Annotated in this window: 14 protein-coding genes; 10 read left to right on the forward strand and 4 right to left on the reverse strand. The window is 71.6% G+C overall.

Going from position 1 to position 13097, the window contains the following annotated elements; genetic code table 11:
- The first annotated feature begins 50 nt into the window (after positions 1-50).
- The 4 genes from OG230_RS17280 (at position 51) to OG230_RS17295 (ending at position 3169) form a co-directional block, all read left to right on the forward strand.
- Positions 51-689, forward strand: a complete 639-nt coding sequence (locus tag OG230_RS17280; protein WP_328911124.1) for a TetR/AcrR family transcriptional regulator — start codon at positions 51-53, stop codon at positions 687-689.
- Between the two features lie 355 nt (positions 690-1044).
- Complete coding sequence (locus tag OG230_RS17285) at positions 1045-1599, forward strand: COG4315 family predicted lipoprotein (protein ID WP_328911125.1); 555 nt, start codon at positions 1045-1047, stop codon at positions 1597-1599.
- A 177-nt stretch (positions 1600-1776) separates the two neighbouring features.
- Positions 1777-1947 carry a hypothetical protein gene (locus OG230_RS17290; RefSeq protein ID WP_328911126.1) on the forward strand — a complete coding sequence of 57 codons (171 nt, stop codon included), beginning with the start codon at positions 1777-1779 and terminating at the stop codon, positions 1945-1947.
- Positions 1948-1978: 31 nt separating this feature from the next.
- Positions 1979-3169 carry a flotillin family protein gene (locus OG230_RS17295; protein ID WP_328911127.1) on the forward strand — a complete coding sequence of 397 codons (1191 nt, stop codon included), beginning with the start codon at positions 1979-1981 and terminating at the stop codon, positions 3167-3169.
- Between the two features lie 24 nt (positions 3170-3193).
- On the opposite strand, the gene OG230_RS17300 is transcribed toward OG230_RS17295, so the two are convergent.
- Positions 3194-3919 (reverse strand): alpha/beta fold hydrolase, encoded by a 726-nt coding sequence (locus OG230_RS17300; RefSeq protein WP_328911128.1) that lies wholly within the window; start codon positions 3917-3919, stop codon positions 3194-3196.
- A 56-nt stretch (positions 3920-3975) separates the two neighbouring features.
- Between OG230_RS17300 and OG230_RS17305 the strand changes: the two genes are divergently transcribed.
- The 4 genes from OG230_RS17305 (at position 3976) to OG230_RS17320 (ending at position 7290) form a co-directional block, all read left to right on the forward strand.
- Positions 3976-4461 carry a peroxiredoxin gene (locus OG230_RS17305; RefSeq protein WP_328911129.1) on the forward strand — a complete coding sequence of 162 codons (486 nt, stop codon included), beginning with the start codon at positions 3976-3978 and terminating at the stop codon, positions 4459-4461.
- A gap of 105 nt (positions 4462-4566) precedes the next feature.
- The gene (locus OG230_RS17310) at positions 4567-5076 is read left to right on the forward strand and encodes a hypothetical protein (protein ID WP_328911130.1); all 510 of its coding nucleotides are present in this window, start codon (positions 4567-4569) and stop codon (positions 5074-5076) included.
- Between the two features lie 70 nt (positions 5077-5146).
- Positions 5147-6595, forward strand: coding sequence for a flotillin family protein (locus tag OG230_RS17315; protein WP_328911131.1), 1449 nt, complete (start codon positions 5147-5149; stop codon positions 6593-6595).
- Positions 6596-7143: 548 nt separating this feature from the next.
- The gene (locus OG230_RS17320) at positions 7144-7290 is read left to right on the forward strand and encodes a hypothetical protein (protein ID WP_328911132.1); all 147 of its coding nucleotides are present in this window, start codon (positions 7144-7146) and stop codon (positions 7288-7290) included.
- Positions 7291-7604: 314 nt separating this feature from the next.
- On the opposite strand, the gene OG230_RS17325 is transcribed toward OG230_RS17320, so the two are convergent.
- On the reverse strand, positions 7605-8555 hold the full coding sequence (locus OG230_RS17325) for a M48 family metalloprotease (RefSeq protein ID WP_328911133.1): 951 nt from the start codon (positions 8553-8555) through the stop codon (positions 7605-7607).
- A 10-nt stretch (positions 8556-8565) separates the two neighbouring features.
- Positions 8566-9012 carry a BlaI/MecI/CopY family transcriptional regulator gene (locus OG230_RS17330; protein WP_328911134.1) on the reverse strand — a complete coding sequence of 149 codons (447 nt, stop codon included), beginning with the start codon at positions 9010-9012 and terminating at the stop codon, positions 8566-8568.
- A 132-nt stretch (positions 9013-9144) separates the two neighbouring features.
- On the opposite strand from OG230_RS17330, the gene OG230_RS17335 reads away from it, so the two are divergent.
- Positions 9145-9600, forward strand: a complete 456-nt coding sequence (locus OG230_RS17335; protein ID WP_328911135.1) for a tellurite resistance TerB family protein — start codon at positions 9145-9147, stop codon at positions 9598-9600.
- Between the two features lie 102 nt (positions 9601-9702).
- Here OG230_RS17335 and OG230_RS17340 read toward each other — a convergent pair whose 3' ends face one another.
- On the reverse strand, positions 9703-10767 hold the full coding sequence (locus OG230_RS17340) for a helix-turn-helix domain-containing protein (protein WP_328911136.1): 1065 nt from the start codon (positions 10765-10767) through the stop codon (positions 9703-9705).
- Between the two features lie 356 nt (positions 10768-11123).
- Between OG230_RS17340 and OG230_RS17345 the strand changes: the two genes are divergently transcribed.
- Positions 11124-13097 (forward strand): NAD-binding protein, encoded by a 1974-nt coding sequence (locus OG230_RS17345; protein ID WP_328911137.1) that lies wholly within the window; start codon positions 11124-11126, stop codon positions 13095-13097.

Raw genomic sequence — 13097 nt, forward strand, 5'->3', positions numbered from 1 at the left:
CAGTTCAGTTGAACTCAACCGTACAGTTCAGGTCGGGGTAGCCTGGGCCCATGAACGCGAAGCAGCCGCCCGCCGGACCCCGCGCCGAGGCGAAGCGCCTGGCCATCGTCGGAGCCGCCCGCGCGGCGTTCCTCCGCGAGGGTTTCGGCGTGGGCATGGACGTCATCGCCGCCGAAGCGGGCGTATCGAAGGTGACGGTCTACAACCACTTCGGCAGCAAGGAAGCGCTGTTCACGGCCGTCATCACGGGCGCACTGGACGAACCCCTCGGCGGCGCGCCCACGGCAGCACTGGCCGGACTGGCCGACGCCGACGACCTGCGTACGGCCTTCGTCGACGCGGCCCGCGCCTGGGTGACGGCGGTGCGGGGCAACACGGACGTCGCGGCCCTGCGCAATCTGGTGGCCGCCGAGCAGCACCGCTTCCCGGAACTCGGGGCCGCCTGGCAGGGCCACGGCCCCGAGGGCCACCACCCTGCCGTCGCCGACGCCCTGCGCGCGCTCGACGCCCGGGGCCGGCTGGACGTCCCCGACCTGGAGACGGCGATCGTGCAGCTCTACGCGCTGCTCGTCTTCCCGCACCTGGTCTTCAGCTCGTACGGGACCGGAATCGACGACGCCGCCACGGATCGTCTGATCACGGGCGGCGTCGACATGTTCCTGAGTTATTACGCCCCGAAGGGGGCCTAGGGTCTTTCGTTTGGATCAGGCCGGATCAGGGAGCGGGGTCTGGTGTGGGCAGCTGCAAGGCGGAGGAGGGAGTCGACGCGGAGCGTCGGCGACCGACGACAACGCCGCAGATGCGCGCGCCGGGGCACGCGAGCCCGGCATGATCCAAACGAGAGGCCCTAGGCGAGACCTTCCGCCGCAGCGGCCACGAAACGCGGTCAGGCCGCGCGCGGGCGGGAAGACGGTGTGCTTCGAGTGCCGGACAGACGTGCAGCCAGACGGCTCCACCCGGCACGCCCAGAGCGCGGACCCGCTCTCTAATGGAGAGTCCCGGCCCCGGCACGCCGCCGGACCGACCGGACAAAGGAGTCCCGGGATGCCAGGAATCGCCAGAGCGGCTGCCGTCATGGCCGTGATCGGCTTGCTCACCACAGCTGTCAGCGGCTGTTCCGACAGCAACGACGGAGGATCGTCCCCGACGAAGTCCCCTGCGAAGTCCGCCACCGCGAGCGCCACCGCGTCGGCCACCGCCACCGCAGCCGGAGGCCGGACCGTGGCCACCGCCGACAACCCGCTGGGGACGATCCTGGTCGGCGAGAACGGCAAGACCGTCTACCTCTTCGAGTCCGACACCGCCGCCAAGTCCAGCTGCTCCGGAGACTGCGCGAAAGCGTGGCCGCCCGTGATCACGAAGGGCGAGCCCGTCGCGGGCGAAGGGGCGAAGGCCGATCTGCTGGGCACCCTCGCGCGCAACGACGGCGGCACCCAAGTCACGTACAACGGCCATCCCCTGTACTACTTCCAGGGCGACACTCAGGCCGGTGACACGAACGGCCAGGACTCCGACGCGTTCGGCGCCAAGTGGTACGTACTCGACGCGTCCGGCGACAAGATCACCAAGAAGTCGGAGCCGACCGGCGGCGGATACTGAACGCGTCAAGACCCGTTTCAACGTGCACCGTGCGGAGTACCGTGGAGACATCGAGGGCCCGGTGTCGGGCGCGCGGCCGGAGGCGATGGCCTGTGATCAACAGGGGAATGCCTGACGCGAGGGCGCATGCGTACGGGTGACGAGTCCTCGCGGAGTCCGGTCGGCGCGATCGGCAGAGTGACCGTACAGATCCCGCCCGACGGACCGGGCGAGGTACTCGTCGCCATGCGTGGCGGTTCCGAGTCGTACGCGGCGTACTGCGCCACATCCATCGGCTGGGGCGTGCGCGTCGTCGTAGTCGACTCCCTCTCGGCACGCTCAGTGCTCGTCGAGCCTCTGCCTTCCTGATCACCGCCTGAATCACCGCTGGAGAGTTCCCATGTTGTTCTGGCACGTTCCCGCGCCCAACGAGGCGATGCTCATATCCGGTACCAAGCGGCAGGCACAGGAGACACAGTTCCGGATCGTCACCGGGCACGGCAGTTTCGTCCTGCCGGTGAAGCAGAAGGCCCGCATGCTGTCGCTGGCTCTGCGGGAAGCGGAGATTTCCGAGGACTGTGTAACCCAGCAGGGCATCCGGCTGAGTGTGCGCGCCGTCTGCGTGTTCAAGGTCGGTGACGACGCGGTGTCGATCGCCAACGCGGCCCGCCGCTTCCTGTCCGAGCAGCACCGGATGGAAGAGCTCGTCGGCCGGATCTTCGCCGGTCACCTCCGCTCCATCATCGGCGGACTGACCGTTGAGCAGATCATCCGGGAACGCAACCGCGTCGCCCAGGAAGTGGTGGCGGGCAGCCACGGCGAGATGGAGAAGCTCGGCATCGTCGTGGACGCTCTGCAGATCCAGGAGATCGAGGACGCCACCGGATACATCAACAACCTCGCCGCCCCGCACGCCGCCGCCGTCGCCAGCCAGGCACGTATCGCCCAGGCCAAGGCGGACCAGGAGGCGGCGGAGCGCGAGCAGCAGGCTGCCGCGCTCAAGGCCGAGTACGAACGTGACACCGCGATCAAGAGGGCCGGTTTCCTCGCCGAGACGGAGCAGTCCAACGCCCGCGCCGCGCAGGCGGGCCCGCTCGCGCGGGCCAGGGCGTCCCACGAGGTCATCGAGGAGCAGACCGCACTCGCCGAGCGCCAGGCCATGCTGGCCGCGCAGCGACTGGAGGCGGAGGTCAGGCGTCCGGCGGACGCGGAGGCGTACCGTCAGCGCACACTGGCCGAAGCCGCCCGTGACCAGGTCAAGTTCGAGGCGGACGGCAACGCCTACGCGGCACGGACCCTCGCCCAGGCGCAGGCCGACGCCAACGCCGCCCGCGCCGCCTCGCTGCGGGACGGAAACCAGGAACTCATCGCGGCCAACCTCGTCGTGGAGAACCTGCCCGCGCTGGCCGACGCGGCTGCCCGGGGCATGGCCGGGGCGAGCCTCACCGTCCTGAACGGAACCAACGGGGTCAACGAGATGGCGGCGGGTTTGGTGAGCCAGGGGCTGGCCATCTTCAACTCGCTCCAGAACACGAAGAATCCGGCCGTGAACGGGAAGTCGGACCTCCGTCTTCCCGGTATGACCTCGTAGAACACAGACCCGAGGCCCGGCAGTTCACGGACGGGCCCCGTTCCGAGCCACCCCGTACGGGCGCGGCAGCGCGTCGATGCCGAGCATGCCGTGCGCGGAGTCGGCGTCCCGGGGCAGCCGGAGCGCTGCGGAGACGGCGTCCGGCATGGCGCTCCGACCGAGCAGGCCGGTGACCAGGGCGGCCGTCAGTTCGTGCCACCGGTCGGCGCTCCGCAGCATCGCGTGGTCGCCGCCCTCGACCGTGACCAGGCAGGTCCGGGCACCCGCGCGGCGGGCACGGTCGGCCAGGACCTCGCTGGCGCGGGGGCTCGTGACGCGGTCGTGGGTGCCGTGGATCAGGACGACGTCGCGGTCCGCGAGCTGGGCGACGGGATCCTCGGGCGGGCACCACGGGGCGAGGCCGACCACCGCGCGCACGAGGGGATGCCCGGCCGCGCGGAGGGAGGCCCGGCCGCCCATGGAGTGGCCCACGAGGACGACGGGGATGTCACCGGCCTCACGCCGGAGAGCGTCGAGGGCGCGGACGGCGTCCTGCAGGGGGTCCTCGCGGGGGCCGTTCCAGCCGCGGACGGTGTAGCGGACGCTGCGGACCAGGACACCGGCCGGGCCGGTGGCCTTCGCGACGGCCCTCCGGAAGGGACGCATCCGGACGGCCGGCAGGTTCAGCGGCCCGAACGGCGGCGGCCCGGTTCCTGCCTCGCGGCCACCGTGCAGGAGGAGTACCGCAGCCGAGGGGGGTTGGTTTGCCATACGTTCACGGTACGGGGGTACGCACGTGTCCACGTACGGCGATCAAGGGAGCCATGATGGCATCAGGACCTCAACTCGGACAGCCGGTGCAGGACTTCACCCTGCCCGGCGGAATTCTCACCGGCGACGCTTTCGAGCGGCGCGATTTCACGTTCTCGGAGACGCGCGGCCGGTCCGTCGTCCTCGCTTTCTATCCGGGGGACAACACTCCGGTCTGCACGAAGCAGCTCTGCTCCTACTCTTCCGGGTTCGAGACCTTCGAGGGGCTGGACGCCGAGGTCTGGGGAATCAGTCCACAGGGTGTGGACAGTCATGAGTCGTTCGCCCGCACGCACGGGCTGCGGATGCCGCTGCTCGCCGACGAGGGACGCGAGATCGCCAAGGCGTACGGGGTTTCCGCACCCGGCATCGGTGTGCGGCGGGCGATCTTCCTGGTCGGTCCCGACGGTGTCCTGCGGTGGAAGCACGTGGCCCTGTTCGGTGCCACGTTCCAGTCGCTGGACACGCTCGCCGACCACCTGTCCGGCATCAAAGTCGCGTAAAGACTGCCGGGACCCGGCAGTACCACGGTCCCCCGACGTATGGGATCATCCAGCCAGTTCGACGGAAAATGTCGGGGGACATCTAAAAGCCGGGGGAGTGATCGCGTGACCTTCTTTCTGGGTCTCGGCATTGCGGGAATTGTTCTTCTCGCCCTCTCCCTGATCTTCGACGGAATCCTCGAAGGACTATTGGGCGGCGTGCTGGACGGCATGTTCGACGGCCTTCTCTCGCTGCCGGTCATCGCGGGCTTCCTCTCGATGCTCGGCTTCGGCGGCGCGATCATGCTGGGCGCGACGGGCGTCGGCACGGTCGCGGCCACCGTCACCGGAGTCGTCGCCGGTCTCGTCGCGGCATGGATGACCTGGAAGTTCAGCCGGGCCCTCATGCGTGACCAGACGACCGCGACACCGCGCGGCGGCGATCTGATCGGCACCTCCGGGTCGGTCGTCACACCCATCCCGGCCGACGGCTACGGCGAGGTGCTGCTGCGACTCGCGGGCCAGACCGTGAAGTTCGCCGCGAAGAGCCCGGAGCCCGTCGAGCGGGGCGCCGAGATCTGGGTGGAGGCCGCGCTGTCGACCACCTCGGTCCAGGTCCGCCCCGTGGAGCGCTGACCCACCACTTGACTGCTTGACCGAAACAATCTGCCGTCCCTCTTGTCGGGAGGCAGGGGGGACCCTTCTCATGAGCCCAGTTCTGCTTGCCGTCATCGGCATCGTCGTACTCGTCGTACTCCTCGGCCTCGTCGTGATCACCCGCTACAAGGTGGCCGGGCCCAGCGAGGCGTTCATCATCACGGGCCGTCGCGGCAAGAAGTCGACCGACCCGGTCACCGGCCGCACCAGCATCGACAACAGCGGCCAGAAGGTCGTCGTCGGTGGCGGCGTCTTCGTCGTGCCGTTCGTCCAGCAGAAGTTCACCCTGGACCTCTCCAGCCGGCACATCCCGATCTCCGTGCGCGGCGCCGTCACCCTGCGCGGCGTGAAGTCGAACCTGGAAGGCGTCGCGATCGTCAAGGTCGGCGGCAACGAGGACGCGATCCGGGCCGCCGCCCAGCGATTCCTCCAGCAGCAGGACGGCATCGTCGGCTTCACCCAGGAAGTGCTGTCGGGTGCGCTGCGCGCCATCGTCGGCCGGATGTCCGTCGAGGACATCATCCGCGACCGTGCCGCGTTCGCCAGCCAGGTCGCCGAGGAGGCCGAGGCCAGCCTGTCCGGTCAGGGCCTGATCCTGGACGCGTTCCAGATCCAGGACATCACCACCGAGGGCTCCTACCTGGAGGACCTCGGCCGGCCCGAGGCCGCGCGTGCCAAGCAGGAGGCCGACATCGCGGAGGCCATCGCCCGCCGTGCGTCGGAGCAGGCCCGGCTGAAGGCGGCCGAGGAAATCGCCATCGCCGAGCGGACGTTCTACCTGAAGCAGGCCGAGATCAAGGCCGAGACGGAGGCCGCCGCGGCCAAGGCCAACGCCGCCGGCCCGCTCGCCGAAGCCGCCCGCCAGCAGGAAGTCCTCCAGGAGCAGGAGAAGGTCGCCGAGCGCCAGGCGGCGCTGACGGACCGCGAGCTGGACACGAAGGTCCGTAAGCCCGCGGACGCCGCCCGCTACCAGGCCGAGCAGGAGGCGGAGGCCCGGCGTATCGCCCAGGTCAAGGAGGCCGAGGCGGACGCGGAGCGCTCCCGCCTGACCGGCCAGGGCGAGAAGCTGCACCGTTCGGCACTCGCCGACGCGGTGCGCATCGAGGGCGAGGCGGAGGCCGCGGCGATCGCCGCCAAGGGTTCGGCCGAGGCCGAGGCCATGCAGAAGAAGGCCGACGCGTTCGCCCAGTACGGCGACGCGGCCGTGCTCCAGATGCTGGTCGAGGTGCTGCCGTCGGTCGTCGCGAAGGCATCCGAGCCGCTCAGCGCGATCGACAAGCTGACGGTGATCTCCACGGACGGCGCCAGCCAACTCGCCCGTACCGTCACGGACAACGTGACCCAGGGCATCGAACTCCTCAACTCCACCACGGGCGTCGACCTGGGCGCCCTGCTCGAAAACCTCAAGAACCGCACGGCCACCACCGCCGCCACGGCCGAGGTCCCCGCCCAGTCCGGCGAAGCCACGAACAACGGCAAGATCGAGATCACCGGCTGACCCGTACTCCCGCACCGCACCCCGTGCCCGGCCGAGGCTTCCTCGGTCGGGCACGGGTGCGTAGGGGGCCGGCGCTCAGTCCCCCGCGGGACGCCAACGGCGGGCCGTCGTCAGGGCGTTGTGGGTGGCTCAGGCCGCGGTGAGGACCGCCAGGACGAGAAGCGTCGCCGCCGTGAATAGTTCCGGGGGGGAGTACGCCGCGTCGGGGCGGGGTCGTCAGGGGGGCCGTGAGCCAGATGGCGAAGCCGGCCGCCAGGGGGCGGCCAGGCAGAGCGGGGCCAGGACCGTCCAGGCCGCTACCGAGGCGTAGATGCGGCGGCTGCCCGTCAGGACGCATACCGGGGAGATCGCACGGGCGAAACGCAGGATCTCGCCCAGGGTGTTCAGGCCGTGGGCCGCGGCGCCGGTCCCGTGACCGACGACTCCGCCAGGAGGAGGCCGGCCCGGGGTGGCGACGGGGGTCGACGGTCACCGGGGTGCAGGGCAGGTCGAGAGCCTTGAGGGCGGGGCACGACCCGCGCAGTGTGGCGGGGGCGTCCGGTTCCACCGTGACGATCTCCGTGTCGGGCGGGAGTGCGGCCACGAACACCGGGAAGCGCTGTGCGTCCGGGACTTCGACCCGTAACAGCTTCGTGCCCGCCTCCGACTGCGCCTGGCGGGCCGCCGTTCCGAAGGAGGACGGGATGCTCGGGTAGACCTGGATGAACGCGAGCAGTCCGGCCGCGATCACCGATCCCGCGACCAGGCGCGCCACTCTGCCGGGGCCCGCCTGGATCCAGCGGCACGCGAGCACGGCGCCGGGGGCGCCGCGGCGCAGGCCAGGAGAACCTTCTTCATGTCCACAGGACCGTCCTTCGAGGAGCGAGGGATCCGGGATCGCGGCAGCTCACTGCCGCGTCGCTGTCCGGATCACTGTCCTGGGGAGCATGGGGTGGCGAAATGATTCTCCATTCGGCCGAGGAAGGGCTTTCATCACAATGAGTGACGAAAGCCGCCAGGGAGAGCCTCCTCAGAGCGGTGTGGCCGCGTGCAGGATGCGTACGAGCGTCACCGTCGCGTTCACCGAGGAGAGGGCCGATGCCGCCGTGCCCGCCGTCGCCATGAGCGCGGCGAGGGCCACGTGCGCGGAGGCCGGTGGCCAGAGTCGGCCGGCCGGGACCGGGGCGAGCAGCGCCGCCACCCTGCGCGGGACCGGGCCCGCCGCCGCGAAGGCCGGGAGTCCCGCCGCACCGCCGGGGGCCCGGTGCGGGAAGAGCGCCGCCCTGCCGACCGCCGACGCCACCACCCGGCGGCTGCCGACCGCGCGGGCCGCCTCCTCGTCCGCCCAGCGTTCCGTGCCGAACGCGACCGCTGTCCGCAGCGGGAGCAGGAACGGGTTGGCGCGTGCGGCGAGTTGGGTCGCCAGCAGGTACCGGTGGTGCCGGGCCGTCAGGTGGGCGCGCTCGTGGGCGACGAGCGCGCGCCGCTCGCGGTCGTTCAGGAGCTCCAGCATCGCCGTCGAGACGACGACCCGGCCGCCGCGGTGCCTGCGGCCTCCGGGGAGTGCGTACGCGTACGGATCGGACGACGGGAGAACGGCGACCCCCGAGGTCCGCCCGAGGGAGGACAGGGCGCGGGCCGCGCGTACCCGGGTGCGCGCGTGCCGCAGCAGCGTCGCCCCGCACGCCACGACCACCGCTCCCAGGACACCGATCGCGACGACGCCGGTCCGCTCCTCGTACGGCATCGCGGCCCGTACCTCCGGGTCCGACCAGCCGTCCGGCAGGGGGTTGCCGGGGAGCTGGGCGGTGCCGACGACCACCAGCAGGGCCAGGCACAGCGTGCTGCACAGGGCGAGCGTGGTGCCGACGGCAGCGAGCAGCCGGGTCGCGCTGCGCGGGTGGAGATGGTGCTCGGCCAGCCGCGCTATCGGCAGCGCGGTCAGCGGGAGCACGAGTGGCAGGTAGACGAAGACGCCCATCGGTCGGCTCTCACTCCTGCCCGGGGTCGTCCGGGTCGGCGGCGCGGGACAGCAGGGCGCGGAGCCGTTCCTCGTCGCCCGGGGAGAGCGCGGAGACGAAGCGGGCGAGGACGGCGTCCCGGTCGCGCTCGCCGTCCAGGACGCGGCGCATCCGCAGCGCGGCGAGACCGGCGTCGTCGAAGGCCGCGGTCCAGACGTAGGAGCGGCCCTCGCGGGTGCGGGTCACCGCGTTCTTCGCGTACAGACGGGAGAGGATCGTGATGACGGTGGTGTACGCGAGGTCGCCTTCGAGGTGTTCCTGCACCCAGCCCGCGGTGGCGGGTCCTGCGGCGGAACGCAGCACCGTGAGGACCTGGGACTCCAGCTCCCCCTGTCCGCGTCTGCGCAGCCGCCGGGTCTCGGTGCCCTCCACCTCGCCCGCGCCGTCCTCCCCGAGATCGTTCCGGGCGTTGTCCATCGTCCTGTCCGCCCTTCCCGAGCCCTGGCCACGCCGCATTTTAGTGGGCGGTCCGTCCGTCGGCTTCTACAAGTCTGTAGAGTTTCACTCGGATCCACGACAGTTCGTGCAACGCAACGTATGGAGACGTCAATGGCCCTGTGGGATCGGATCAAGGAATCCGCGTCGACGATGCAGACGCAGCTGGAGGCGAAGAAGAACGACCTCAAGAGCGGGGCGTTCCGGGACGCGAGCATGGCCATGTGCGCCCTGGTCTCCGCCGCCGACGGTTCCATCGACCCGTCCGAGCGGCAGCGCGTCGCCTCGCTGATCGCCTCGAACGACGTACTCCAGAACTTCCCGGCGGACGACCTCCAGCGCCGCTTCAACGCGTACGTGGACAAGCTCACCGCCGACTTCGCGTTCGGTAAGGTCAGCGTGCTCCAGGAGATCGCCAAGGCGAAGAAGAAGCCCGCCGAGGCGCGTGCCGTCATCCAGATCGGCATCGTCATCGGCGGCGCCGACGGCGACTTCGACAAGTCGGAGCAGGCCGTCATCCGCGAGGCGTGCTTCGCGCTCGACCTGCCGCCGCACGAGTTCGACCTGTAGGACCTCCCGTACCGCCGGATGACCGCGGACCGGCTGACCACCGGTCCGCGCCCGGCAGGCCGGGGCGCGCACCCCCCCTGCGCGCCCCGGCCACCTTCCTTCTCAGAGCTCCTTGGCCGGCCAGTCCAGGAGACGGGCACCGATCACGGCGGTCTGCAGCGTGTAGCGGTGCATCGGATCGGAGGGGTCGGAGCCGGTCAGCTGACGGATGCGCTCCAGCCGGTACGTCAGGGCCCGCACGCTCAACGCCAGCCGGCGGGCCGTCTCCGCCGCGACGCAGCCCGCGTCGAAATACACCGCGAGGGTCTTCAGCAGCGGTTCCGCGCCGCCCCTGGCATCCCGGAGCGGGCCCAGCTCGCTGCGCACCAGGTCGGCCATCGCCTGCCGGTCCCGGGTCAGCACCGGGTAGACCAGCAGGTCGGCGGCGTACAGCACCGGATCGTCGAGCCCCATCCGCCGCGCCAGATCGAGGGCGTCGAGCGCTTCGTCGTACGAGTGGACGACGCCACCGGGCCCCTGGTGCGGGCGGCCCACCGCGACCTGGCCGCCGTCCGTCGCCGCGTGGGCCTGTTTGGCGAAGTACCGCAGGACGTCCGGCTGACTGCCGGGAGCGATACAGACCAGCCGCCCGTCCTTCGTCGTCAACAGAATCTTCCGGCCGCCGAAGCGGGCGAGCAGCGCGGCCTCCACGCTCCGCGGCACCGTGTCCGTCTCGGTGTACGCCTCCGGGCCCGCCGCCACCGCGACCGCGTGGGCGCGCGAGAGCCGGAGCCCGAACCGGGTGGCCCGCTCGGCGAGGCGGCCCAGGTCGCTGCGCCCGTACAGCAGGTCGTCGATGAACTCCCGCCGCGCGGCTTCCTCGCGCCGTACGGTGAGCCGCTGGGCGCGCTCGAAGCCCTCGGCGAACGCGTCGACCGTCTGTTCCACGGCGGCCAGGACGGAATCGGTCGCGGCGGGTTTCGTACCGGACGGCCAGGCGGTGCGGGTCTCCGCCAGGTACAGGCCCACCAGCGCGCGCAGTTGGTGCCCCGCCTCCGCCGCCTCCCGGCCGAGGGCACGTTGGGTCTCCAGCTCCTCGCGGGTCAACCGGCGCCCGGTGGCGGAGACTTCACCCAATATGCTGGCGTAGTCCCCCAGAAACGACACGGGAATCTCCGGTTCCGGCACGCGCACCCCTCCGCCTCGGGCATCCGCCCCTTGATGTGACCCTGACGCTTTCCTAACGCCTCCGGACAGCTGCCAGTGCCCGGCACCGGCACCGCGCGAAGACTGCCGGACTCCGGCAGTGCGGCGGCGGGTCCCCGGCTGACACCATCCGGTCAGCACCACACGGGGGAACGCACGGGGGACACGGGGGACCACCGGCTGCCGCACCGCCGCTCGCGGCGGCACGGCAGCCGGGCCCCTCCCTCCCGCCCGGGTCCGCCCGCCCGCTCGTTTCCGCGCCACCTCCCCGTCGCCGCTCCCCGGGCAGGTCACGCGAAGATCGCCGGCTTGCCGGACCGAACGGAAGGGAGCAGGGCATGCTGGGATTCGTGCCCCCACTTCCTCAGCAGCCCCAACGCGCCACCACCAGTGGACACATGGTCGTCTGCGGCGACGACACGCTGGCCCGCCGCCTCGCCGTGGAGCTCCGCTACGTCTACGGCGAACGGGTCACCCTGATCCTCCCGCCCGGCGGAGATCCCAGCCACCCCGAGCAGCCGATGACCCAACGCGGGCGCGCCGCAGCCCTGTTCGGCCGGATGTCGGCGGCGATGAACCGCAACGGCGGCGCGGCCGGAACCACGGACAGCGACACGAACGCCGGAGTCGAGGCCGTACGCATCATGGAGGCGGCCGAGCCCTCCGACGAGGTGCTCGAAGAGGCGGGTGTCGACCGGGCCGCCGCACTCGCGCTCGTCTACGACGACGACGAGCGCAACATCCGCGCCGCCCTGACCGCCCGCCGCCTCAATCCGCGTCTGCGCCTGGTCATCCGGCTCTACAACCGCAAGCTCGGCCAGCACCTGGAGACCCTCCTCGACCAGGCGGCGGCGCTGGCCGTGCCGGGACTGGACCACGCGGCACTCGACGCCTCGACCACCGTCCTCTCCGACGCGGACACCGCGGCCCCCGCCCTGGCCGCCACCGCGCTCACCGGCAGCAGCAAGGTGATCCAGGCCGAGGGGCTGCTCCTGCGGGCCGCCGAGCGACCGCCGTCCCGCCACGGCGAGGAGGCCGACCCGGGGCTCTGCACGCTCGCGCTGCTCTCCTCCACCACGCACGACCCGGCGGGCGCCGAAGGGTCCGAGAGCAGTGGCGCCGAAGGCCCCCAACTCCTGCCGGACGCGGCGTCGGTGGCGGCTGCGGCCGGGCGCGGGACCATCGTCCTGGAGAACATCAGCCAGGCGGACCCGGCCCGCCCGGTGACGCGGATGGGCGGGCGGGGCGCACCGCTGAGCCAGGTGTTCTCACGACGGCTGCGCTGGTCGGCCGCGGGCGTCGCGACGGCCGTCGTCGGTCTGGCCGTCGCCTCGGTCCTGAGCACCGGCTACCACCCCCTGCACGCCGCGTATCTGACGCTGCTCGATCTGTTCGCGATGGGCGACCCGGCGGTCGACGACCCGCCGGGCCGCCAGATCATCCAGCTGCTCTCCGGCCTGGCCGGACTGATGCTGCTGCCCCTGCTGGTGGCCGCCGTCCTGGAGACGTTCGGCTCGCTGCGCACCACCTCCTCGCTGCGCCGACCGCCGCGCGGACTGTCCGGACACGTCGTCCTGCTGGGACTCGGCAAGATCGGTACGCGGGTCCTGGTGCGGCTGCGCGAACTGAACATCCCCGTGGTCGTCGTGGAGGAGGACCCGGAGGCACGCGGCATCCCGCTGGCCCGGAGCATGCACGTGCCGACGGTCATCGGCGACGTCACCCAGGAAGGCGTGCTGGAAGCGGCGAAGATCCACCGCGCCCGTTCCCTCCTGGCCCTGACCAGCGTCGACACCACGAATCTGGAGGCCGCGCTGTACGCCCGCTCGGTCAAGCCGGACCTGAAGGTGGCCCTGCGCCTCTACGACGACGAGTTCGCCACCGCCGTCTACCGGACCCTGCGCACCGCCCACCCCCAGGCCCTGACCCGCTCCCGCTCCGTCTCCCACCTGGCCGCCCCCTCGTTCGCGGGCGCCATGATGGGCCGCCAGATCCTGGGGGCGATCCCGGTCGAGCGGAAGGTCATGCTGTTCGCCGCCCTGGGGGTGGCCGGCCACTCCCAGCTGGAGGGCCGCACCGTCGAACAGGCGTTCCGCGCGGGTGCCTGGCGCGTCCTGGCCCTGGACGCCACCCCGCCCGCCGACCGCCGGCCCGACCTGACGGCAGCCGGGGAGTCCGGGCAGCCGCTGGGCCTGGTCTGGGACCTGCACCCCGGGTACGTCCTGCGCCCCGAGGACCGCGTGGTCATCGCCGCGACCCGCCGCGGTCTGGCCGAACTCCTGCGCGGGCAGCGGACGATGACGCGCCGCTGA

Source organism: Streptomyces sp. NBC_00234 (assembly GCF_036195325.1).
Taxonomy (GTDB): domain Bacteria; phylum Actinomycetota; class Actinomycetes; order Streptomycetales; family Streptomycetaceae; genus Streptomyces.

Coding starts and splice junctions, on each gene's coding strand:
- OG230_RS17280 (WP_328911124.1), top strand. CDS start 51: ATGAACGCGAAGCAGCCGCCCGCCGGACCCCGCGCCGAGGCGAAGCGC.
- OG230_RS17285 (WP_328911125.1), top strand. CDS start 1,045: ATGCCAGGAATCGCCAGAGCGGCTGCCGTCATGGCCGTGATCGGCTTG.
- OG230_RS17295 (WP_328911127.1), top strand. CDS start 1,979: ATGTTGTTCTGGCACGTTCCCGCGCCCAACGAGGCGATGCTCATATCC.
- OG230_RS17300 (WP_328911128.1), bottom strand. CDS start 3,919: ATGGCAAACCAACCCCCCTCGGCTGCGGTACTCCTCCTGCACGGTGGC.
- OG230_RS17305 (WP_328911129.1), top strand. CDS start 3,976: ATGGCATCAGGACCTCAACTCGGACAGCCGGTGCAGGACTTCACCCTG.
- OG230_RS17315 (WP_328911131.1), top strand. CDS start 5,147: ATGAGCCCAGTTCTGCTTGCCGTCATCGGCATCGTCGTACTCGTCGTA.
- OG230_RS17325 (WP_328911133.1), bottom strand. CDS start 8,555: ATGGGCGTCTTCGTCTACCTGCCACTCGTGCTCCCGCTGACCGCGCTG.
- OG230_RS17330 (WP_328911134.1), bottom strand. CDS start 9,012: ATGGACAACGCCCGGAACGATCTCGGGGAGGACGGCGCGGGCGAGGTG.
- OG230_RS17335 (WP_328911135.1), top strand. CDS start 9,145: ATGGCCCTGTGGGATCGGATCAAGGAATCCGCGTCGACGATGCAGACG.
- OG230_RS17345 (WP_328911137.1), top strand. CDS start 11,124: ATGCTGGGATTCGTGCCCCCACTTCCTCAGCAGCCCCAACGCGCCACC.